Raw genomic sequence first — 25,060 nt, forward strand, 5'->3', positions numbered from 1 at the left:
AAATACCCGAAGTTCTCAATCGTCAGACTCGTCGGCAAGCTTGTTAAATCTCTATCCGAAAGATCAAGGTCGATCACCCTACCGTAGTTGTTAATTTGAGTAGCTACTGATTTTCCGTCATTATCTACCCAATCACGCATTTCAATTGCTTTATCAGGTGTTGTACCTAATTCTACGAACAAGTTGTAAAGTGCCACTGAATCTTCTTGCCCTAGTGTAAATAACAGGTCAATTTGTTTTGTGAAGATGGTTAGACCAGTGATAGAAGTTGAAGTGATATTCAATCTATAGCTATCTGCATCGTCACTAGTCATTGAAGGAATGCTTAACTCTGCCGCTGAGCTTTCCGTCGATCCATCGCTAACTTTAGTCCAGTTGTATTCTAAAGAAGCGATTTCAAAACCACCATCGTAAGAGTAAGCATCTCCGAAAGTGACTGTCGCTGTTTCCGTATTTGCATTGCTATACGTCTGACCTGCGTAACTGCTGATGTACTCACTATTTTCAATAAGTTCATCGAAGAATAGGAGGTTATTATCAACATTGAACTGCGTTTTTTGATCGTTGGCATTATCAAAAGTAGTAAGTGCGACGTCCTCTAATTGGTTGTCAGATAAGTTTACTGTTTCAAGGTAACCAAAGTTTCCAATTGTCAGACTTGTTGGTATGCTTGTTAAAGCTCTATTCGAAAGATCAAGGTCGATCACTCTACCGTAGTTGTCAATTTGAGTAGCAACTGATTTTCCGTCATTATCTACCCAATCACGCATCTCTGTTGCCTTGTCAGGCGTTGTACCTAACTCGACGAATAAGTTGTAAAGTGCTACTGAATCTTCTTGTCCTAATGTAAATAATAAGTCGATCTGTTTTGTGAAGATTGTCAGCCCAGTGATAGAAGTTGAAGTGATATTTAATCTATAACTATCCGCATTATCACTAGTCATTGAAGGAATACTTAACTCCGCCGCTGAGCTTTCCGTCGATCCATCGCTTACTTTCGTCCAGTTATATTCTAGAGAAGCGATTTCAAAACCACCATCGTAAGAGTAAGCATCTCCGAAAGTGACTGTCGCTGTTTCCGTATTTGCATTGCTATACGTCTGACCTGCGTAACTGCTGATGTACTCACTATTTTCAATAAGTTCATCGAAGAATAGGAGGTTATTATCAACATTGAACTGCGTTTTCTGATCATTGGCATTATCGAAAGAAGTAAGAGCTACATCTTCCAATTGGTTGTCAGATAGGTTTACTGTTTCAAGGTAGCCAAAGTTTGCAATCGTCAGACTCGTCGGTAAGCTTGTTAAATCTCTATCCGAAAGATCAAGATCGATCACTCTACCGTAATTGTCAATTTGAGTCGCTACTGATTTTCCATCATTATCCACCCAATCACGCATTTCAATAGCTTTGTCAGGCGTTGTACCTAACTCGACGAATAAGTTGTATAGTGCGACTGAATCTTCTTGCCCTAATGTAAATAATAGATCGATTTGCTTTGTGAAGATTGTCAGACCAGTGATAGAAGTTGACGTGATATTCAATCTATAGCTATCCGCGTTGTCACTTGTCATTGAAGGAATGCTTAACTCCGCCGCTGAGCTTTCCGTTGATCCGTCGCTTACTTTCGTCCAGTTATATTCTAGAGAAGCAATTTCAAAACCACCGTCGTAAGAGTAAGGAGCTCCAAAAGTGACTGTCGCTGTTTCTGTATCTGCACCGCTATACGTTTGACCATCATAACTGCTAATGTACTCGCTATTATCAATCAGGTCATCGAAGAATAGGAGGTTATTATCAACATTGAACTGCGTTTTCTGATCATTGGCATTATCGAAAGAAGTAAGAGCTACATCTTCCAATTGGTTGTCAGATAGGTTTACTGTTTCAAGATAACCAAAGTTTCCAATCGTCAAACTCGTCGGCAAGCTAGTTAAAGCTCTATCCGAAAGATCAAGGTCGATCACTCTACCGTAGTTGTCAATTTGAGTAGCGACTGATTTTCCATCATTATCTACCCAATCACGCATTTCTATTGCTTTGTCCGGTGTAGTTCCTAACTCAACGAACAAGTTGTAAAGTGCTACTGAATCTTCTTGTCCTAGTGTAAAACCAGCAGTATACCTTGCAACTTCAATGGATAGACCAGCGAGATCACTAGAAGTAACATTTAAAATATAAGTATCTACTAGTGCTTCTGTCATAAATGGAAAATTGAGTATAGGTGTATTCTGGTAATTAGAATTATCACTTTCTCTTACCCAATTATAAATTAAATTATCTCCGGCTACAGTACCGTTATAACTTCTGTTGCTACCATAAGTAATGACTTCACTTGTTGTACTGTAAGTATCAAAAGTTTGAGCGTTTAAGTTATCCTCATCGATAAAACTTCTATTGGCAACAAGGTCATCAAAGAAAAGTCTATTGTCATCTACATTGAATATTACATTGTCCTCATCATCATTGATGTATTCTGTTAAATCAAAGTTATTGAGGCTGTTGTCTGAAATATTTACATCCTGCAATGATGTGAGTGAACTAACATCTTCTGGAATTGAAGTAAGGTTTCTTCCTGATAAATCTAATGAGATGACTCCACCGTAATCATCAATTTGAGTAGCAATGCTATTATCATCTTCATCAACCCATTGCCTCATATTTAAAGCAAGGTCAGGTCCAATTCCTAATGCTACCATTAAATCGTAGAGAGCCACTGAGTCCTTGCGGCCTAATGTATAATCAAAAGTATATTCAGCGACAGTAATCGAAAGATCTTCATAGTCGTTATGTCCTAAAACTAACTTAAGGTTGATATCATCGAAAGTGTCATTTTCTTCAGGAACTGTATAACTGCTGGTATTTATTCCTTCTTCAATAACATCATCCAAATACCAGTTATAAACCAATTTACTCGTTTCTGAATAACTAATTACAGGAGTATAGGTAGATGTTTCACCTCTATAGATAATAGGGGTTTCAGCAGTGTAAGTGTAGGTTTGTGTTGAACCCGTTGTGATATCAACTGTTAGTCCATTACCTGTAAAGCCAGCATTAAGTGCATCTATATCGTCAAAGAAGAGTTCATTACCTCCAATATTTAAGGTTGATAATTTGGAGAAACTGAAAATTTCAGTTGGAACACTTGTGAGGTTTAATCCACTGATATCAATATCAGTGACATAACCAGATTCATCAATGACAAATTTTGCAGGATCAGCCCATTTTCGCATACTATCGGTAGGAGAAATTGATTCATAACCACCTAATGCAGTTAAGAAATCGAAAAGTTCTTGATCTTCAAGTTCTCCATAATTGACTTTGACATTTAAATCAAACTCCAACTGAGGTGCACTAATATTCTCAAAAGTTTCAGCACTAGAGGTGATTACTATTCTGTAAACATAATTACCGACACTACTATCAGCAAGGTTGATTGTACTTGTCACAGCATCTTCTATATCTATACTGTTTTCTGAGTCGGTGATATCCTTCCATGCAATGGTAGCATAACTGTAATTCCCTTCTGTATCAAAGGTATAGGTTGATGCAAGGTCTCCTTTACTATAAATAAAGCTAAAGGTTTCAAATGGTATTGCTGGAGTAGTATATACTAAATTAAAATTAAAACTACCTTCTCCAGTTCCATTGTCATAACCTGCTAAATCTGTAAAATCAAGATAGTTATCTTCAAGGGTTAAAGTACCCAAATACTCCATTCCAAGAACAGGTGTGTTCAGAAGCTCTGTTTCAGTTAATATGATTTCGCCTTCAGAAGAAAGTTCATTTCTTAAATCAAGTGTAGTGAAGTCAATACCATTGATATTTTTGTCCGTAAAATCAATGCCTTGAATACGTCCTTCTCCGTTGATATCTAAATAATCAGCTAAACTTTCTAAGTTGCTGACGTCACCATCATTAAGCCAACTTGTAAGGTCCGCATCTTCCCAATTGAATTGTTTGAAAAGAGTACCCTCATTGATAAACGTAAGAGATTTTACAAAATCAACAAAAGGTTGTCTGTCGGCATTATGAACAAATCCAGAAGGGACATATAAAAAAGTAATTGAGCTTAATTCACTTTCAGAATTTGCGAGTGTTTTATGTTCTAAAGCGACTTTGATGGTAAGGTCCTGGTAATTTTTAGTATCAAAACCCTGGTCTGTAATCGTACTTAATCTAAAACCATACGCTTCTTGCGTAACAGTACCATCAGTACTTTTAGGAATTACAGTGTATGTTGCATTACTTACAAATGTATCATTGTAATAGATATTAATTTTTTCATCAGGATCTAAACCTCTTGTGCCACCTGAAAGGGTTGCTACAGTAAAGTTAAAATAGATAGAGTCTTCATCAGATTGGATCACATTAGTTTGAACATAAGAACCATCTAATAATTCTTTTTCTCTAAAGAATAAATCAGGCTGTTGGGCCAATAAACCAAAGTTTCCAAAAAGGTCTACAACGTTATTAGGTTTTATCAAAAATACAGAATCACCAGTACTATTGAAATTACTTATTGTAGTACTATTATCAAGGGTTGGTCTATTATAATTATGACCGTTCCAATTGACTTCTAATGAAGTGGCAGCATCTAGATTACCAATGAATTTATCTACGTTAGTAAATGATATTACATCTAAAGGAGTGTCAAAATTATTACTGTTATAATTGAATTTGAAGTCATCTCCGTGATGATTGATGATGGTTTTATTATCATTGGAATTGCTGACAACTAGGTTTTGAGCAATGACCATATTATTATGGAAATTGACAGTTTCATAGTCATTGATAGTTAGGCTTAGGAAGTTGTCCTTACCGCCATCAATTGTAGTATTTGGAACTAATTGTGTGTCATGTTCAATAGTATAGATATCTAAAACATCACTTGAAGCACTTTCATCTCCACTTATTGTGACATAACCAAGTGAATCAATTTGAGCAGTGGAAGCCATTGAGAAGCCATTATTGAAATTGATGCCTAATTCACCTTGACTCTCAATACTACCGTTTGCAATAATATTAATTGGAACATTGATATTAATAACTCTTTGGTCATCTGTATCCAGCTCACTTAATGAAAAATTACTAACATCTAATGTCGTTGAACCTGAAATGATATTACCATAGAAAGCAAATGTTGCGTTTACATTACTGTTTAATACACCATTCCAGTTGATATCTCTGTAGATGTTTAAATAGGAATTATCACCTATATAAACCTCACCATTAATCTGAATAATTGGGTTTGTACTACTTTTGCCTTCAGGAATTACAACTTCTTCTTCAGAACTTTCTGTAATCTCATTGATCACAACTGCTGCATAGCTATCAAGATCTAAAGAACAATCAGTATCTATAACGATATTACTACAATTAAATGTAACAGGGAAATAGGATCCATCGATGTATAAAGAACCGTATTCTGTAACATCATCCTCAACCCTGGTTGTGATTTTTACTGCGTTTGCACTGAATCCTCCTGAAGGAGAAATAATTACTATAGGTTCTTCTTCATTCGTTAACTCTCCTACAGTAGGTTCTCCTCCAAAGTCTCCTTCCCCTTCTGTAATTTCACCACCAAAAGATGAAATAATATCAACATTGTGACGTACAACAACTGTATCAGCACTTGATGGAGTGTCGAATAAATCCCAAGTATCAGTAGCGTCCCAAGCACCATTACTAACAGAATGGAAAAGTTTTTGATTCGTTAGTGAAGTCAGTGAGATTGTAAAGTCGGTAGAAGATAAAGTAAAACTTCCAGAGATGACATCGTCTGTAATTGATTGTCCAGAAAGCAATGAAGACCCATCTGTTTCTGCGTTTATATCATTAAGGAGAAGATTATAATCAGAATTGTTAGTAGAGAAATATGGAACAGCATTTTGTATTGGTGTAGCTATTGCTCCTGAAAGCTGATCTAAATTCTCTACGTTAATATACCATGACCTGTTTTTAAATTCGTAGTATTCTACTTCTCCAATCACATATGAGTTATCAAAATAATAACTGATATTTGGCACCGCATTAACTCTCATGATTTCAGGAGTTACACTCGGGTAAGTTGGAGTTACGTTATTGAATGATAAAGGTGCTTCAAAAATAAATTCACTTGTTTCACCACTTATTTTATTAATGAAAGGTATATCAATAGAGAAACTACTTGGTTTATTGACTAAATCTAATGCGATTACAAAATTAGGCCCACTATAATAACCTTCTGATGCATTGACAATACCATAATCACCAATAATTTGTTCCTTGGTATTATCAATTTCAATCATAACGTTACCGAAAGGATAAAAATCAGCTTTTAAGTCTAATACACCTTTAATCGATAGATCAGAACCGCTGAAATTATGATTTTCATTAGATATTGTAAGATTGTTAATAATTAAATTATCGTATTCAATACTCACATTACTGGCAATAGGAGCTTCGATGAAAAGGTTTACTTCCTCCATATTGATATCATCGCTCTCACTGGTATCAAACTTCTTATTTGAATGAATGTCACCCGTAACTTTAAGATTACCACCGTCATTAATTAATGAGACTTCAGGAAAGGTTAAATCAACAAAGTCTACGGTCATATCTTTATTAAAACAATAAACTTCAATTTTAGAATAAGTACTGTTATCGTTAACTTCAGTATATGTAATGGTATTGGCTGCACCATTTTTCCAGTTACCATTAATATACAAGAAACCACCTTCATTGACGGTAAGTGTACCTTCATTCAAGAATACTCGAGCATCGTCACTTGTTTGAACTAGGTCGAAATAAGCTTCATAAAGATCATCATTATTACCTACGTTAATGGATGCTCCAGTATGATTGGTACCCGATCGAGTAGTAAATGAGTTTTGCTCTCCAATATTTAAAGTACCGTAGTTAGTGAAAGTGTCAACACTGAAACCAGAACTATTACCATCAGGAATTGAAAGTGTTGCTCCACTTACAATTTCCAAAATATCAGCATTGACTTGTGATACATCATCTTTCGTTACATTATTATTTATTTTAATGATGTCAGAGGAATACCCAAGAGGCATTAATCCATTTTTCCAAGTTGCAGCATCAGACCAATCGCCATCATTGGCAGTTTGATACATAAACCCATATTCAGTAATATCTTTATTTAATGTACTGATGAAAAGGGTTTCTTCAAGTATAATATCTTGACCGAATTGTGTTTCGTCTCCAGAATAAGGAATTGAACCAATATCTGAAGTTGAGAGTTCACTTTTTGTAAAATCGTAATTAATTTCAATTAATTTTGATTCATTTCTTGAAAAAGCAAAAGTCCCTCTAGAGCTATGGCTGAATAATACTTTATAATTTGTATTTGAACCAGAGAAAGGTGAAATAACATCATTTACAGAGGAAAGCGTATAATAAGGAATTGAACTTGATGAAAAAGCACCTTTGTAGGTGTAAATCTTTTCATCATTTTCGTAAGACATTAAAATTAAAAAGTCAGAAGAGTTTTGAATAATTTCAACGTCTGAAATATCTCCTGATAACGGTGATATTTCGGGTACTGCGTTTACAGGATCTTCAAAAAAGCTATAGGTGTCGAAGTGGAAGAGTAGTAGTTGGTCTTGTGTCCAGATTAATGCAGAATTGTCAGATACGCCACTTATATTATCAAAATACTTTATTCCTTTTATATCTGATGTAAGACTTATTGCATTGAATGGGTTGCCATCTTGGAAAACAATTAAACCTTGATCTGTTTCGATTAATTCGTTGCTTCTTCCGAGAACAAATTTTTCACCAAAGCCAGAAAAAGGGACAGCAGCAGATGCAGGTTTTACGCTTTCAGCTAAATCCCAAACAGTACCAAAACCTAGCAGTTCAGGTGTATAGTTATATTTTTCAACAATACCTTGGTTGATATTATGATCAGCAAAACCAATGATCAATTGATTGTTGTCGTTGTCATAATCAATATCAGAAATTGTCCTCGTTAAATTAACATCAGTAGAAGGTAAGAATGTGTAGCGGTAATTATCCTCAAATCTATTTTCATCGATATCATCAAAAACGGTCATGCTAGCGACAAACTTCTCAAAAGAATCTTCAAAAGAATCAAAAATTACATAAGCATCGTCCCAATTTTCTACATAAACATAGTAGAGGTAGTGTGTTGCAGATCCATCAAAGTAACTACCTTCATAAACTAAATTTCTATCAGAGTCTTTAAGACTAATGGGAGGACTTCCCTCATTAACGTAAATATTGCTATATCTATCATCTGTACCATCTTGTACAATAGTCATTTCAATAGAAGTGAAAAAGCTATTATCTGATGAAGTAAGAGTGATTTTTTGATCATTATGGTAAATGTCTCTACCAAACTTTAATCTTAAAGATATATTATTGAAAAAAGAATTTCCACTTTCCATTATATAATCAAAGAAAGCAGGGAAATCATCAAAATAACTATAAAATTCATAGCGTTGTGCTTCCGCTACATATAGACCATAATAAAAAGTTCCTTCACTTTCATTTTTGCCCATTAATACTGGGTAGTCTGTCGTTGTATAGTAATTAAGGGTGTATCCCTCATACATGGGGTCAAACTCAATGATGTAATTATAATCGGTTTTAATCAGGTTAATATTCGTAGGGGTATTACCTTCATCGTAAACCGTGATCGACATCGCCGAATTACTATAATCAACAAAAGAAGGACTTTCATTAAGTAACTCATAATCGTCGGTTTCATTTCTTCCATACGTGATAACCTTATTATCATTTACAGTGATTAATAAGTTATTGTCATTTGAATAGAAAATCTTTTTTCCATAATCATTCTCTTGTCCAGCTGATGGTGTGAATTGATTTCTTTGAATGATTACATCGTCTTGTGCGTGAACACTGAAGCATAAAAACGTGAAAAGAGCAATAGAAAAGAAATATATCTTATTCGTCATGTTAGTTATGATCTGATGATTTAAATTGTAGCTCGTCTTGGTTAACGATTATTATAAAATAAATGTTACGCAAAATACTACTTCTGATTCGATAATCATATCATATGGGCTGAAAATTGCATTAAGAGAAGAAGAAAAGTCAAATAAATGTTAAAATTGAATATTTTTGCTCTTTTTTAAACCAATTATGATTCGCCTTTTGATAATGGTAAAGAACTATTTTATTTTTATCGCTCTTTAAATGATTTTATAACTCAATGTTCAAAATGAACAAATTTTACCAATTCATAGTTGTTGCGTTTTTGCTTTTTGGTTGCAAAACAGAAAAGCCAAACCTTACAAAAATCTCTTATCAACCTACTGCGGTTGATAATTCAATCTCGCCTGACGATACGTTGTCTAACCTCATAAAACCTTATAAAGAAAAATTGGATAAAAAGATGAATCAGGTGATTTCATCAACTTCCATTGATTTAATTGTAGGAGGTGAGGCCAATACCCTTGGAAACTTTACTTGTGATGCGACTAAGGAATATGTCGAAAGTCATACTGATACAAAGGTAGATGTATGCCTGATGAATAATGGTGGATTAAGGTCAAATATCTTCAAAGGAGATATTTCTGTAAGACATATTTATAAGCTTATGCCTTTTGATAATAAATTGATTATCATAAAACTAAAGGGGGAGTTGATGAAGGATTTAATCAACATGGTGGCAAAGCATAAAGAAGCTGTTTCTGGCTTAAAGGTAGTCCTTGATAAAGAAAAAATCCAAAGTGTTAAGATTAATGGAGCTGATTTTGATCCACACAAAGAGTACACTATTCTTACTTCAGATTACCTATATCATGGGGGAGATAATATGGATTTTTTACATAAAGGAACTGGTTTTGAGGACTTAGGGCTAATGATAAGAGATGTATTATTAGAATATTGCAAGTCAAAGCCTAAGGGAGTAGTTGTTGATCGTAAACCAAGGATTATTTAAGAAAATGGAGAACAATACAAGAAGAGAATTTATTAAGGTTTTAGCGAAAGGTTCTGCCTTAAGTACCTTAGGTTTATTAATGCCAGTTTCATGGGCAAATGCTGAACAAAAGCCTATTAAAATTACAATTTTGCACACCAATGATACGCATAGTCAGATTGAACCTTTTCCTGATACTCATAAAAGGTATGGAGGCCTAGGTGGAGTGGCAAAACGTAAGGCATTAGTAGAACAGATCCGAAAAGAAGAAGAAAATGTACTATTGTTAGATGCAGGTGATATTTTTCAGGGTACTCCTTATTTCAATTTCTTTAAAGGGGAGATTGAATTTAAAGCAATGTCTGAGATGAAATATGACGCTGCCACAATGGGTAATCATGATTTTGATAATACAATTGATGGTTTTTCTGAGATGTTACCACATGCAGATTTTGATTTTTTAGTTAGTAATTACGATTTGAAAAATACATCAGCAGACGGTAAAACTAAGCCCTATAAAATCTTTGAAAAGAAAGGTCTGAAAATTGGAGTATTTGGAGTGTGTATTAAGTTAGATGGATTGGTTTCTAAGTCTTGTTACAAGGAGACGATCTACCTTGATGCCATTGAAAAAGCTCAGGAAATGACTAAGATTTTGAAACAGGAAAAACAATGTGATTTGGTCATTTGTCTATCCCATTTAGGGTTTAAAGCATTCAATGAGGGCGATTATTCTGATCTGGTTTTAGCTGAAAAAACAAAGGATATTGATGTAATCATTGGAGGGCATTCTCATACATTCTTGGATGAACCTGTCGTAAAGAAAAATGCTTCAGGAAAAGAAGTTTTAATCACTCAAGTGGGGTATGCTGGAATTAAACTTGGCCGATTAGATTTTTACTTTAATCAGGATACAAAAGAAAAATTAGCCTATAATACAGAGGCTTTTAATAGCTATCTCGTCTAATTTTTTTATGAAGGTCACATTTAATCACCTAAGTCTAGCGTTAAGTATTGCTGTAGCTCTTGTTTTTTTCATTTTTCCTAAACAGAGCATTGATCTAGTAAACAATGTTGTAGGAGTAGTGTTGTCAACTTTTGATACTGTGTTTCTGTTCGTTGTTTCTGCAATACTTTTGGTTTGTTTAGTGTTGATTATATCGCCTTTCGGAAAAATAAAATTGGGGAATTCTGATCCGGAGTTCTCCAATTTATCTTGGGTGTCCATGTTGTTTGCAGCAGGCATGGGATCAGGGCTCGTTTTTTGGGGTGTTGCAGAGCCTATTTTTCATTTAAAGTCACCCTTAAATCCTTCAAATGATATTTTAACTGCATTGAGCATAACCAATTTTCATTGGGGACTTCACGCTTGGAGTATTTATGCTTTTTCGGGGTTAGTCATTGCATGGTTTACCTATCAAAAAGGAAGAAGTATGACCATTTCTTCTACCATCTCTTCCAATAAAAATTACATTACAAAATGTGTAGATCTATTGGCTGTCTTTTCCATACTTTTTGGAGTGTCAGGGACCTTAGCAAATTCAATTGCATTAATCCAAACCGGCTTGAATTCTATCTTTGAAAAAGAAATGCTAGGTCTGAATTTTAGGATTTACCTACTACTTTTTATTGCAATTATTTTTACTTTATCTTCCTTGTCAGGTTTAAAGAGAGGGGTGCAATTTTTAAGTAACCTCAATGTTATACTTGCTTTTTTATTACTCCTTGTAGTACTGTTTACCATTGGTGTCATTCCGTTATCAAAACTATTTTTCCAGGAATTAATGGATTATATATCTTTTCTTCCTAAAGTTTCTTTCACCATTAATGAAGAGCATGCCCAATGGTCGAGAAGTTGGACGATAGTGTATTTATTATGGTGGGTAGCATGGGCTCCTTTTTCGGGATTATTTATTGCAAGAATATCAAAAGGTAGAACGATCAGAGAATTTTTAATTGGAGTAATTGGGGTTCCGACCTTGATTTCAATGATTTGGTTTGTTGTTTTTGGAGGAGGAAGCAGCATGGTGAACAATTACTCTCAAATACAAAATGCAGTGATGAATGATTACACACAAGGCGTTTTTACATTCTTCCAATCCTTTCAATACCCATTAGTATTCTCATTATGTTCGCTCGTTCTATTAATCATTTTTGTAATTACTAGTGCAGATTCGGCCGTTTATGTAACAGCTGTCCTTACAGAAGAAGAATCTAAATCCAATAAAATGCTTTGGAGTGCCGTGATGGTTGGAATTACATTAGCCTTACTTTATGAAAATAATGTTGATTTGAATAAAGTCGTTGCAATTTTTGGGGCAATCCCTTTTGTGTTTTTATTGATAATTCAAGGTGTATTTTTTGCCGTTAGTTTACTTGAAATTAACTCAAATAATAAAAAAAGGTGACGATAATCACTGAATTTAAAAATGTTATAAGATCAAATAGCTACATCAAACTATAAATGTACTTATTTTGTATCTATAACAATGAGGATAACTATGTTCTAATATAGAATAATACACTGTTGAAAATGGAGATATTTGATGTCATAATAATTGGAGGAGGACAAGCAGGGTTGTCGGTGGCTTACTTTTTAAATAGGCACGGTTTGAAATTTTTGATTTTGGATGACAATCAAAAAGCTGGAGGAGCATGGAATAAGGCTTGGGATTCTCTTCAATTATTTTCTCCTGGTGTGTATTCTTCATTATCAGGTTGGATGTTGCCTCCACCTGAAAAAGAATATCCAACAAAACAAGAATTTATTACTTATTTAGAAAAGTACGAAAAGAGGTACGACTTTCCGGTGCAAAGACCAGTGAAAGTTGAAGATACAATTTTTGAAGACGGCATTTATCGAATCAAAACAAACAAAGGGGAGTTTTACACCAAAACAGTTGTTGGGGCGACCGGAACGGCCTCAAACCCTAAAATACCACATTATGAAGGGGTTGAATCCTTTTTAGGACAGCAACTTCATTCTGTCGAATATAAGAAACCTGCAGATATTCAAGGAGACAACCTTTTGATTGTTGGAGGAGGAAATAGTGGAGCACAACTTGTAGCAGAACTAACCCAACATAAAAAAGTACAATGGGCTACTTTATCACCACCCAATTTTTTACCTGATGATGTGGATGGTAGATATCTTTTTGAACAAGCAAATAAAAAATACAGGGAATATTTGAAAGGTGAAATCTCTGAGGAATCTTATTCAATCAGCGATATTGTAATGTTAGACTCAGTGAAAGATGCAAGAGAAAGAGGCGTTCTCAATTACCGTTCTAGCACCTTTAGTTTTACTCCAAATGGTGTGGTTTGGGAAGATGGCAGCGAAGAAGCATTTGATGCAGTACTTTGGTGTACTGGTTTTTCTACTAAACTAGACTATTTGAACGCTTTGAATATCAATCAAAATGGGAAAATTAACATCAAAAATACGAAGGTGTTAGATCAAGAAGGTTTATGGCTCGTAGGGTTGGGCAATTGGACAGGATATGCTTCAGCAACAATTTATGGTGTTGGAAAAACGGCTCGAAGAACTGTTGAGGAGATTGTCGCCTACATTCTCCAATAATTTTTTTAATGTGAAATATCAAATTTTGTTTCCCCATAAAACGAAGCTGTACCCTTTTATTTTAGCCTCAGTAATGTCAATAAACTAAGGTTGTACCCTCTTGAAAATATGAGTTGTACCCATTAGAAAGTTAGAATGTGAAGGCTTAGTACCCATAATTGTCCTCTTGAATACTTGTGTAAGTGGTTGTAAATGAAATAGTTTTGAAATGTAACCAGCGAGTAGGAATATATTTCTTCAGTAATATTCCACTAAGATGCTACTACATTAAATAATTTTTAACTATCAACTATTACACAATGCAAAGCTTAGCCAAAAAGTTCAGGCTTGGACTTTATGCATGCCTCTTAGGTATGCTCTCATTTGTAAGTGCTTACGCTCAAATTGACAGCGGAAGCCTATACGCCACTAGCGATCACCAAAAACAAGTCATTGGATACGTTCCTAATTGGGACGCATGGAAAGGTGCAGATTTCAATGTGCCTAAAGGAGCACTTAATCACTACAACATTGATTACTCTCAGTACACTATTCTCAATTTCTCATTTTTTGGTGTTGCAGTAGATGGTTCCATGCATAGTGGTGATCTCAGAAACAAACAAATCTACCAGGAAAGTGCCATTCAAAGTCCAGCTGATTTACTCCATCCTGACAAGTATTCTTCTCATGATCAAGCAATGGTCTTAGGTTTTCCTCAACAGTTTTGGGGGTGGGATGAAGTTTTGTCAGAGTTAGGGTATGAACCTAATCCTGATGGAGCATGGAAAGGTTGGATCAGAACAGCTACTGGTGAATCGGGTGGTTGGCCTTTAACGGAATACCCAACACCAGGGATGATTGATATTGCTCATGACTATGGGGCAAAGGTAATGGCTTCCATTGGAGGGTGGTCAATGTGTAAACATTTTCCAGAAATGGCTGCTGATCCTGTTAAGAAGGCAAGGTTCTTAGAAGACTGTAGAACTTTGGTAGAAGATTATGGTTTTGATGGAATTGATATTGATTGGGAATATCCAGGTCCATTTGCCGGTATGAACTTTACAGGGTCTGAAGCAGATTACCACAATTTCACACTTTTAATGCAAGACATTAGAGATGTAATTGGTCCTGACCGTTTGCTGACTGCGGCATTTAGTGCATCACCTGCAAAGTTAGAAAACTTAGAATGGTCAGAACTGAATAAAGTAATGGACTATTACAACATGATGACGTATGATTTTCATGGAGGATGGTCAGGTATTTCAGGTCACAATTCGCCATTGTATCCTTATGAAGGAGAAGAGTGGGGAGATTTCTCTTGGCACACAACTTTCTCTTATATGAGAGATCAATTAGGTATTGATACTGAAAAAATCAATATGGGAATGGCCTTCTACGGTAGAGGTGTTGTTGTTGATGGAACGCCAGGTGTGAATGTACCAACCATTAAAAAAGACGTGACATTTTCAGTAGATGGACCCGTTTCATCAGCAGCAGATCTAAATAACTGGGGAGCAACAGAAGGTTCTCCTTATTATTTCCAAGTGAAAGAAGCTTTGGCCTCTGGTGGTTGGACAAGGCATTGGGATAATGAAGCTCAAGTTCCTTATATGACAAAAGAAGCAAACGGAGTGAGCTATTTTACAAGTTACGATGATGAAGAATCGATTGGCTTGAAATCAAAATACGTAATGGATAACAATATTGGCGGTGTAATTATTTGGACTGTATTTACGGATTGGAACGTAGGTCCGGAAACAGGTAAAGTTGGAACTTATCCGTTATGTCCTGACACAAAACCAGAATTGGTACACGTTGTCAATAAAGTATTTGCTGAAAATGCAGGTCCTGTTAATCCTGCACCTCTAGTGACATTGACTTTACCAACAGAGGCGATCGAGCAAACAGAATTGTCAGAAATTACCTTTACTTTTACAGCTTCTGATGATGATGGAATTGCTTCAGTTGTTGTTACTGTTAATGGAAATGCAGAAACGTTTTCAACATCAGGTACTATAAATACTGTGACTTTTTTACCGGCTAATTACGGACAACAATCTGTAGAAGTAACGGTAACAGACAGCCAAGGGAAAACGACAACAAAAGCAGGAACTATAAATATTGTAGATCCGAATATTCCAAATATTGCACCTACAGTAGTCATCACATCTCCTTCAGATGGTACAACAATTACTTCAAGAGTTTTAGAAACAGTTCAAATTGAGGTGAATGCTCAAGATGAAGACGGAAGTATTGCATCAGTTTCAATCACAGTAGATGGACAAACTTATTCTTCAACTACAGCTTCATGGTTACCTTCTTCTTTTGGAAATTATACAATTCAAGCTACAGCTACAGATAATGAAGGAGAAAGTACTAGTACATCAATTTCAATTACGATAGAAGAAGATGTAGTAATTAATGATTGTGATACTCAAGAGTATTCACCATATCCGGCAGTGTATAATTCAGGAGATGTCGTAAGTTATAATGGGATATTATACGAATCTACTACAAATAACCTTTTCAATGTTACACCGGGGACTGCAGAACATTGGTGGAAGACCTTAGGACCTTGTGAAACTATGATGACTTCTAATTCTGTTCTTTCTTCAAGCACAATGATGGCGAGCAATCAACGTCAACTTTCTCAAGAAGAAGTGGAAGAGAATAATACATCAGCAGGAACGTCATCAAATAGTAGAGTTGCTAGCACTCAGGCAACAGGTTGTAATGCAGAGGCCTATTCAGGATATCCTTCCATTTACAGTGCAGGAAATATTGTAAGTTATAATGGTTTCCTGTATGAAGCAGTAGTCAATAATCTTTACAATGTGACACCTGGTACGGCAGAACATTGGTGGAAAACTTTAGGTCCATGTGATGGAGATGTCGTGGTGGATCCAGTAGTGCCAACAGTGCGTTTTAATAATTTATCTACAGAGGAAATTATAGTAGAAAACCTCCCTGTCGTTTTAGATTTATCTACAACAAGTGCTGATCCTGATGGTACTGTTGAAGCTACGGTAGTAACAGTAAATAATGTTGTTGTTGATGGTAATTCTTTCAATGTCGATGCTTATGGAGTCTACACGATTGTTGCCACAGTAACAGATAATGAAGGTTTGACTGCTTCAGTAACAGAAGTAGTGACTATTTCTGAAAAGTCTGATATTGGAGAAGATTGTCCATATACAGCTTGGTCGCCAACTGAAATTTATACAGGAGGAGATCAGGTAGTTTATAATGGAAAAATTTATAAAGCGAAGTGGTGGACACAAGGAGATACTCCAAATAGTGGGGGTCCGTGGGAAGATACGGGTGAAGTTTGTGGAAATGGTGGAATTGGTGATGTAGTACCAACAGTAACTTTTATTCATCCTTCAGGGAATACTTACACATCATTGACAACCATTGATATTGCAGTAGAAGCGACCGATGAAAATGGAGTAGTTTCTAATGTGGTATTGACTGTTGATGGTACAAGTGTGAATGCTTCATCAACGACATTTACACCTTCTGATTACGGTACTTATGTCATTACGGCAACAGCAACCGATGATCAAGGAAATGTTATTACTGCGACTAAAGCTGTACAATTTACAACCTCTTCAGTGGTGGATGTTAACCCTGATGGTACTATTAATTTAACAGGTCCTTTTGCACCTGCACCAACTGGACAACAACGCATCATTGGCTATGTACCTACTTGGAAAGGAAGTCCAGGAGATTTGGACTATACTAAAGTTACTCATGTCAATGTATCTTTCTTAGTGTTTGATACAAAACAAGGAGGGGCTTATACAGATGCTGACTTTGCAAATGGAGAGTTTACAGCAGAGTCATTACATGTTTTAGACTCGCTGTTACCGATTATTGTTTCCAAAGCACATAACGAAGGTGCAACAGTTTCTATAGCAGTTGGAGGAGCCGTAGATTACGGATTCTTAAAAGTAATGGAAGGATACAGAGATAACCCAGCGTCAATAGATGCTACAGCAGATAAATTGATTGCTTTTGTGGATCAATATAACTTAGATGGCATTGATTTAGATTTAGAGTGTTTCTGGCAAGATCCGGCTATTCCTGGTACTTCAGAGCAAGGTGGCAGAACAAGAGGTACAGACAAATGGGGTGGAGAAGTTGAGCAAGGTGCTCACCCTGCTGCTTATGGCTTAACTTTATTAGCGAAAAAATTAAGAGCTAAAAGACCTTCAATGCTCCTTTCTTCAGCTGTATTTGCCACACCATGGTATGGAAATAACTATGATGCAAGTTTTGTGGAGTACCTTGATTGGTTAGGTTTGATGACGTATGACTTTACAGGTTCTTGGGATGATTCTCCGATCGGACCTCATTCATCACTCTATGAAGTAGATCAAAGTAAATACTCAAAGGCAAGTGATAATAACCCTATTTATTCTGTTGAAACCTCTTTACAATATTGGAGTGGTGATTGGGCGACATGGCAAGGTTCTGGGCAAGGTGTTCATAAAAGTAAATTGACAATCGGAGTACCTTTCTACGGTTATGACCTATCGTTAACGAAGAAAGAGGCAGACCAAGGAACAAACGGTTTTTACTTTATAGGATATGATGAAATTGTAAGTTTATATCCTGATGCACCAACTTCTTATGATCCAAATGATGCCAATCAGTTAAACGGTTATGTGGGTCTGGACGGAAGAGATATTTATTTTGAAACACCAAAAGGAGCCGCTGCAAAGGTGGATTATGCTAGAAATAACGGTTTGCAAGGAACAATTATTTGGGAGTTAACTTTTGATGTTGAAGATCCATCTGTAAGTCTTTTGATGGCGATGAACGAAGCGTTGTCAAGTAATTACAGACAAATTGTAGCAAGTACAGCACTAGAAACTAATGCATTGGAAATGAGTACTTATCCAAATCCATTTAGTGCTAGTACTCAAGTGCAATTAGATGTGCATCATTCTGGTCAATTAGAACTTCAGGTGATCAGTTTGCAAGGTAAAGTATTGAATTCAATCACACTTGATGTGCGAGCGGGGAAAACAGTTATAGATATTAATGGTAGTTCACTTACATCTGGCATTTACTTGGTGAAAGCTCAGATAGGAGGACAGCAATTAATAAAGAGAATTGTAAAAAAATAACCTACCTCTATTCTAATAATAAAAACAGAAGCTATTTCGCAATTTGTGAAATAGCTTCTTGCTTTTAATTAATGGTCAAGAAAAGGAAGTGTATTGTACACTATATTGTTATCAACTTTCAAGCTTCCTCTTCGTTTTTTCTTAAGACAAAAGAAGTAAAAATTACTTTGTGTTCTATCTTAATGATTATGCAGGTGTTCTGGGTGACCATGTTCACAACAGCCTAATTCTTTAGGTAAGAAAACTTTATGCTTTGAGCCTGTATTGGTCAGGTTATTATTATCTACTTTTTTATAAGTATACTCCCCATCCATGATTGTAGCATGTACTTTAATGTCCGCAATGTCTCTTAAACCTGCTTCAAAAACATTCTCTTCTAGAATTACAAAATCTGCATATTTACCTATTTCAATAGAACCGATTTTATCTTCCATTCTTGCTTGCCATGCAGGGTAGATAGTTACAGCTTTGATTGCTTGCTCTACTTCCATTGGCGTTTTTGTAGTTGGGAAAGGTATTGAGTTTTCATTTTGAGGGTCTTGCAATGTTACTGCCCCTTCAACACTGAATAAAGGATCTACTAAGTTTACAGGTGAACTAGGAACATCAGCACTGATACTTAAATTATGCCCTTCATGAACAGGCAACTCTGTATATCGCATATAGTAATTGTCAGTTCTGTATCTACCCATAAACTTATACGCATCTTTTGCTTGTCCTTGCCAGTCAGAACCAAATAATGGAGTAGTATTCACTGGGATTTTCATGTCCAATACTCTTTGATGATCGTCAGGGTGTGTCCAGAAGTAATGTTGTAGTACATTTCTAGCAGACGTATTTCCTTCTTTGATTGATGCTTCAATCGCATCAATGGTATATCTTGTTGTTGCTGTACCATCTACGTGAGTATGCACATCCAATCCATTTCTATTGGATTTTAAGTGAATTTCCATCAATTTATTTTGACCAACACCAGACACACCTTTAGAATCAATATTACTGAATTTTTCAAGCATCAATGAGGTGTTGCTATTCCAGTTTCCTTCAGGATGAATTTTAATACCATGTAGTCTAAGGCGGTCAGAATTATATTTCTGTTTTAATTTAAGAGCGTCAGCTACAAACTCATCTACATCGAAATCAGAATTTTTATAAACATAATTCTGGAAAGTTCTGATTTTCAACTCACCGATTTTATCCAATGAATCTAACATTTCAAAAGAATAAACCATATCCTTTTTGTAACGCTCGAAGTTCATCAAGTTAGGGGTTATTAGTCCCTGATTGATTACAGTCGTCATACCAGTAGAGGCAGATTTATTATACAGTACCTCTTGGCTTTCTTTCATCATTTTGGCAGGGTTCCATGCACCCGCTTTGATGTAAGCTTCTAGCCAAATGATTTCTACACCAACGCCTTCAGGCGTACCGTCTGCATTTCTTCTCCAGTATGACATCCCTGGAACAGTATCAGGAGAATCTTTAGTAACGCCACCTGCTTCTAGTCCTTTTGTATTGAACCACATGTCATGAATCGTGAAGTCAAAAATCATTGCAGGACGATCAGGAACGGCTTTGTCTAATTCTTTCGCAGTTGGCCATCCACCATAAGTGTCTTTATTCCATCCAAAACCAAAAACAATTGGTTCTTCTGGATGACGATCAGCATATTCTTTGATCATTTGAAGGTAATCTTCTTTTGATTTCGCATCAAAAAGTTCTACTCCAGCTTTCATCCAATTGGAAGAAATCAAGTGATCGTGACCACTTACAAAACCAGGGAGCATCATTTTGCCTCCAAGGTCTACGACCTCAGTAGTTGAATTAATATATTTTTCTATTTCTTCGTTATTCCCAACGAAAACAATTTTATTGTCTTTAACAGCAATACCTTCAGCCCATTTCTGTTGCTCATTAACAGTATAGATTTTACCATTTAGAAATACTTTGTCAGCTTTTTCTATTTTTTCACATGAAGTGAATAAAACAAATGTAAGAAGCCCAATAAGTGCGGAGAATTGTATTAATGTTTTCATTTTTCTAGAGTTTATTATCTACTTATGGAAGGGTATAGTAGATGTGAAAACCCTATCGTATTTGAAAAATAATTTTATTCTTGTGAAATTTTATTTAGTAATTCATTGATATTTAATAAGGTAAATGATAATTTATTGTCCTATTGAATTGATAATTTAGAATAACTACTCACTGTTTATTAAACTTTTACTATGGATTTTTCTTCAATTAATTTTTTAGCGGTATTAGTTGCTGCATTAGTCTCTTTTGTGTTTGGTGCAATATGGTATAATCCCTCTGTTTTTGGGAAGGCTTGGCAAAAGGAGCTTGGTTTTACTGATGAATACCTTCAAGAAGGCAGTATGCCCAAGATATTTGGAAGTAGTTTCGTGCTGATGCTCATTATGGCATTTGGTCAGGCGATGTTAATGGCCCATAGTCATCAAGGTTTCGGGCTGTCGAATGGAGCAATGCATGGATTTATGATAGGACTTATGTTTGTAGGTTGTTCGATGGGAATTAACTATTTGTATCAGAGAAGGTCAATCAAACTATGGTTGATTGATAGTGGGTATCAAATCACTTTCCTTACGCTACAAGGTGCAATTTTGGGAGTTTGGCCTTAGGTATTGAGCATAAAAAAACCACTTGTTTGATCAAGTGGTTTTTTTATTAATCTATATTGATTATGTGTGTTACTCAGCAGGAGCTGCTTCACTAGGAGCACCTTCTTCAGCAGGTAGAGTAGTTGGCGTTGGAGGTAATACCTCTTCTGCGTTTTCAATACTTGAAGAAGTTGGTGTGTTTGCTGAATTATCTTTAGGAATGAAAATATTCACACCAATAGATAAAACAAACAAAGATACAGCTAAAATCCATGTTGCGTTTTCAATCCAAGAAGAAGCTCTTCTTGCGCCCATCATAGAGCTACTTGCAGCGCCCATGTCGCCAGTAAGTCCTCCACCTTTTGAATCCTGAGCTAAAACTACTAATACAAGAAGTACAGCAATTACTAAGATCAAGATTATGAAAAAGTACATCATTGTATTATAATGTTTATAACTTTATATAACTCTAATTCTTTTGTAAGAATTCAATTCGTTCTGCAAATAAAGTAGCTTTATTTGGATTTTTCAAGATTAGATGTTGATAAATTGATATCGCTTCCTCTTTTTTTCCTTGTTTTTCTAACATTTTAGCAAAACTCTCTGTTTTGGGAGCGAAGTCACTATTTTGATTCGTTTCTGAGAGGTCTATAATATCATCTGCAGCTTCTTCTTGCTGTGCTATTGGAGGGATAACAGGGTGCTCACTGATAAAGTGATTGATGATCTTTTGTTGAGAAGTCATCGTAGATTCTGGATTGAATTGGTTGAAATCAATCACATTTGAATCATTCATTTCTTTCACACTATCTTCGTAGCTATTATCCTCAGTGATGTCATCAGGTAGGTTAATATCATAAAGAGGAATAGAAGTGCCGTTAAACGATAAATCTTGATCTTTTTCTTCTACCGTGTATTTTGAAGCAGTTTTACTGAAGTCTAATAAATCTGCATCAACTTCGCTGTCTTCTGAAAGCTCACTAATAATTTCCGATTCTTTTTTCTTTTTCGTATCTAAAAAGCCTTGGAATCGATCCATCATCTCATCTGAAGAAATACCAAGAGTGTCTTCTTCTTCGGCTTCATCTAATTTAGACTCTTCACTGACAGTAGCTTCTTCCTTAATTGTATTATCTTCTTGAATACCGTTAGGTGTAATATCATTTGATATTTCTTCGGTGGTACTTTCCGCCTCACTCTCTTCAGTTATTCCAGCTCTCATTCTGGATAATTCTGCTAATACCTCATCAGCAATTGAAGTAGATGTTGTCGTCTCTTCAACTTCCGAGCTGGTATTAATTTCCTCGTTAGCAGCTAAGTCACTTAAAATTTGTTCTTCGAGGTCGTCTTCATGTGAAGTGTTAAAGGCAGTAATCTCTCTTTCTATTGCAGTTAGAGAAGGCTCACTTTCTTCAATAATTTCGTCAGACGTATTTTCATTAATGATTTCTTCTGGCTCAGCAATAGGTTCATCCAACAACTGTTCAGAAGAGAGCGTATCTAAAAGTTCCGCCTCATCTCTTTCAATTTCAATTCCACTTGTACTAGGTAAATTGATATTGTTATCAAAATCAGTGTCTAAAAAGGCTTGTAATGATGGTCTATGTGACACATAAGCTGCTGCACTTTTTACCACGGTGTTATTGCCTTTTTCAGCTTTTGCTAACAACACTCTCAAAGCTGCAAAATAAGGGTAGGCGTCAATTGCTTTTCTGATCTCTTCTGCATCACTACTGTTTATGGCAGAAGGATTTTGTAACCAATTTTTTATTAATATATGATTCACGTTTTAAGAGTAAGCTCGAAGTGGGGGATAAAAAAATAAATGGATATAAAGCAATTTATTGCTTTATATCCAAATATACACTTTTTTACCAATCTGCTAGTGCTTTTTGGAAGGTATCGTAAACAATTTGTTCAAAAATGACATCTACTGCTTCACTTTCTACCTCTTGAACATTTTGTGTACCAGGGAAATCAAAGAAGAATGAAAACCCTTGGTCGAAGCTTTTTTCATCGTCAAAGTTGTTGATGAAATTGGTCTTTACTGTAATAGTAAGACGTTGTTGTTCTGTTTGTTGTTGATCTCCACCACCTGGCGATACAGGAGTTACTCTATAGCCAGTAATAGCTCCACTAAATTCAAGATCACCTTTTAAACCTTGTGGGGCCATGGTTAAACTTGTATTTCGGAGGATGTACTGTGTGAGCTCATCCGTAAATGTAAAGGCCATCGTTGGAGGTCCATCAGAAGCTTCGTTTGTATATTGTTCTACTGAAAAAGTTTTGATGGCAGGGTCAATATTCACCCCAGAAAAAGTAAAACGCACACCTGTACAGGCAGATAATGCGAATAGGGGTAAAAAGATAAGTACCCTAGAGAATTTGAATATTTTATTCATCTAATTCGTATTGTTTTATCTTTCGGTATAAAGTACGTTCAGAGATACCTAAGTCTTGTGCAGCGTACTTTCGTTTGTTATTGTTTTTTTGTAATGCTTTAATAATCAGCTCTTTTTCTTTCTTTTCGATCGAAAGCGATTCTTCTTCTTCCGCCTTTACTTCAACATCTAAATCATAAGTATTACTGTCGTAATCATCATCATCAGAAGTAATAATCAAAGGATCATTCTTTTCCGTTGGAGGCGGAGGATTGTAATTAAAGGTCGTAGGTGGAGTAGTTGGTCTTACAGTAAGTCCTGTTTCTCTAGTTTGATTGGCAGGTGCACTACCTTCGTCCATTACATTACTAAAAAGCTTTGGATTTTCAGCTAATACCGTACTCGCATTCGTTTTTCCTTGAGCCAATTGGATGACAATCTTTTTCAGATCGTTCATGTCTTGCCTCATATCAAACAATACTTTATACAATAAGTCTCGCTCATTTAAAGATTGGTCCTCATTTTCAAGTACTCTTAGCTGATTATTGGCATTAGGCAAGTAGCGCTGCATTGTTTCTCCAGAAACTACACGGTCCAACTCTAATGCAGACATCTGTTCAGCAAGGTTTTTAAGCTGTCGAATATTGCCTGGAAAAGTAAAGCTTAGTAATACTCTTTTGGCTTCAGGTGTTAACGAAAGGGGTTGAACATGGTATTGTTCAGCGAAATCTGTTGCAAATTTTCTGAATAATAATTCAATATCATTTCCTCTTTCTCTCAGTGGAGGAACTGCGATCGGCACTGTATTTAAACGATAATACAGATCTTCACGAAACTTTCCTTTTTGAACGTTCTTTAGAAGATTTACATTGGTTGCTGCCACAACTCTAACATCTGTTTTTAAGACCTTAGAGGATCCCACACGAATAAACTCCTTGTTCTCTAAAACTCTTAGTAATCTAGCTTGAGTTTCAACTGGCATTTCACCAATTTCATCTAAAAAAATGGTTCCTCCATCGGTCACTTCAAAGTAACCTTTTCTAGATTCATTCGCTCCTGTAAAAGAACCTTTTTCATGGCCAAAAAGCTCAGAATCAATAGTTCCTTCGGGAATTGCTCCACAGTTAATTGCAATAAATTTACCGTGTTTTCGAGCACTCAACTGATGAATGATTTTAGAGAAGGACTCTTTACCAGATCCACTTTCCCCCGTAATCATTACAGTTAAGTCCGTAGCAGCCACTTGAGCAGCTACTTGTATAGCATGGTTCAGACTACTGGCATTACCAATAATTCCGAATCTTTGTTTTATAGATAATAATTCTCTGTTCTCCATAGAATTTTGATATGACTATTTGTCATGATAAAACTACAATTAGTCAATTCCTTTGATAATCAATCATTTATGTTGATGATTCACGACCGCGATACTAAAATATTAGTATTCT

12 protein-coding genes are annotated in these 25,060 nt (G+C 35.7%); 6 read left to right on the top strand and 6 right to left on the bottom strand.

From position 1 onward, the window contains the following. A partial coding sequence (locus IC221_RS17355; RefSeq protein ID WP_188170182.1) for a hypothetical protein occupies window positions 1-8,948 on the bottom strand: 8,948 nt, incomplete at its 3' end. 266 nt (window positions 8,949-9,214) lie between these two features. Here IC221_RS17355 and IC221_RS17360 point away from each other — a divergent pair. From IC221_RS17360 to IC221_RS17380, 5 genes are all read left to right on the top strand, one after another. Next, window positions 9,215-9,937, top strand: a complete 723-nt coding sequence (locus tag IC221_RS17360) for a 5'-nucleotidase C-terminal domain-containing protein (protein WP_188170183.1) — start codon at window positions 9,215-9,217, stop codon at window positions 9,935-9,937. Between the two features lie 4 nt (window positions 9,938-9,941). Next, window positions 9,942-10,883: a bifunctional UDP-sugar hydrolase/5'-nucleotidase gene (locus tag IC221_RS17365; RefSeq protein ID WP_188170184.1), complete on the top strand. Its 942-nt coding sequence runs from the start codon at window positions 9,942-9,944 to the stop codon at window positions 10,881-10,883. A 7-nt stretch (window positions 10,884-10,890) separates the two neighbouring features. Then, window positions 10,891-12,324, top strand: a complete 1,434-nt coding sequence (locus tag IC221_RS17370; RefSeq protein WP_188170185.1) for a BCCT family transporter — start codon at window positions 10,891-10,893, stop codon at window positions 12,322-12,324. A gap of 125 nt (window positions 12,325-12,449) precedes the next feature. Further along, on the top strand, window positions 12,450-13,496 hold the full coding sequence (locus IC221_RS17375) for an ArsO family NAD(P)H-dependent flavin-containing monooxygenase (RefSeq protein WP_188170186.1): 1,047 nt from the start codon (window positions 12,450-12,452) through the stop codon (window positions 13,494-13,496). A 299-nt stretch (window positions 13,497-13,795) separates the two neighbouring features. Next, window positions 13,796-18,610 (top strand): glycosyl hydrolase family 18 protein, encoded by a 4,815-nt coding sequence (locus IC221_RS17380; protein WP_188170187.1) that lies wholly within the window; start codon window positions 13,796-13,798, stop codon window positions 18,608-18,610. A 179-nt stretch (window positions 18,611-18,789) separates the two neighbouring features. On the opposite strand, the gene IC221_RS17385 is transcribed toward IC221_RS17380, so the two are convergent. Continuing rightward, window positions 18,790-20,646 carry an amidohydrolase gene (locus IC221_RS17385; protein WP_188170188.1) on the bottom strand — a complete coding sequence of 619 codons (1,857 nt, stop codon included), beginning with the start codon at window positions 20,644-20,646 and terminating at the stop codon, window positions 18,790-18,792. 192 nt (window positions 20,647-20,838) lie between these two features. On the opposite strand from IC221_RS17385, the gene IC221_RS17390 reads away from it, so the two are divergent. Continuing rightward, window positions 20,839-21,252: a DUF1761 domain-containing protein gene (locus IC221_RS17390; protein WP_188170189.1), complete on the top strand. Its 414-nt coding sequence runs from the start codon at window positions 20,839-20,841 to the stop codon at window positions 21,250-21,252. Window positions 21,253-21,321: 69 nt separating this feature from the next. Here the strand turns inward: IC221_RS17390 and secG are convergent, their stop codons facing one another. The 4 genes from secG to IC221_RS17410 form a co-directional block, all read right to left on the bottom strand. Further along, window positions 21,322-21,669, bottom strand: coding sequence for a preprotein translocase subunit SecG (gene secG / locus IC221_RS17395; protein ID WP_188170190.1), 348 nt, complete (start codon window positions 21,667-21,669; stop codon window positions 21,322-21,324). A 31-nt stretch (window positions 21,670-21,700) separates the two neighbouring features. Next, a complete protein-coding gene (locus IC221_RS17400; protein ID WP_188170191.1) occupies window positions 21,701-23,017 on the bottom strand; it encodes a hypothetical protein in 1,317 nt (438 codons plus the stop codon). 85 nt (window positions 23,018-23,102) lie between these two features. Next, entirely contained in the window at window positions 23,103-23,633 is a 531-nt protein-coding gene (gene lptE / locus IC221_RS17405; protein WP_044208383.1) for an LPS assembly lipoprotein LptE, read from the bottom strand. Further along, the gene (locus IC221_RS17410) at window positions 23,626-24,948 is read right to left on the bottom strand and encodes a sigma 54-interacting transcriptional regulator (protein ID WP_188170192.1); all 1,323 of its coding nucleotides are present in this window, start codon (window positions 24,946-24,948) and stop codon (window positions 23,626-23,628) included. The genes lptE and IC221_RS17410 overlap by 8 nt, the downstream gene beginning before the upstream one ends. Window positions 24,949-25,060: the final 112 nt, after the last annotated feature.

Source organism: Flammeovirga sp. EKP202 (genome assembly GCF_014534745.1).
Lineage (GTDB): Bacteria > Bacteroidota > Bacteroidia > Cytophagales > Flammeovirgaceae > Flammeovirga.

What these genes read in the sequence shown, in the direction of transcription:
- IC221_RS17360 (WP_188170183.1), top strand. Translation starts at nt 9,215, where the DNA reads ATGAACAAATTTTACCAATTCATAGTTGTTGCGTTTTTGCTTTTTGGT.
- IC221_RS17365 (WP_188170184.1), top strand. Translation starts at nt 9,942, where the DNA reads ATGGAGAACAATACAAGAAGAGAATTTATTAAGGTTTTAGCGAAAGGT.
- IC221_RS17370 (WP_188170185.1), top strand. Translation starts at nt 10,891, where the DNA reads ATGAAGGTCACATTTAATCACCTAAGTCTAGCGTTAAGTATTGCTGTA.
- IC221_RS17375 (WP_188170186.1), top strand. Translation starts at nt 12,450, where the DNA reads ATGGAGATATTTGATGTCATAATAATTGGAGGAGGACAAGCAGGGTTG.
- IC221_RS17380 (WP_188170187.1), top strand. Translation starts at nt 13,796, where the DNA reads ATGCAAAGCTTAGCCAAAAAGTTCAGGCTTGGACTTTATGCATGCCTC.
- IC221_RS17385 (WP_188170188.1), bottom strand. Translation starts at nt 20,646, where the DNA reads ATGAAAACATTAATACAATTCTCCGCACTTATTGGGCTTCTTACATTT.
- IC221_RS17390 (WP_188170189.1), top strand. Translation starts at nt 20,839, where the DNA reads ATGGATTTTTCTTCAATTAATTTTTTAGCGGTATTAGTTGCTGCATTA.
- secG (WP_188170190.1), bottom strand. Translation starts at nt 21,669, where the DNA reads ATGATGTACTTTTTCATAATCTTGATCTTAGTAATTGCTGTACTTCTT.
- lptE (WP_044208383.1), bottom strand. Translation starts at nt 23,633, where the DNA reads ATGAATAAAATATTCAAATTCTCTAGGGTACTTATCTTTTTACCCCTA.
- IC221_RS17410 (WP_188170192.1), bottom strand. Translation starts at nt 24,948, where the DNA reads ATGGAGAACAGAGAATTATTATCTATAAAACAAAGATTCGGAATTATT.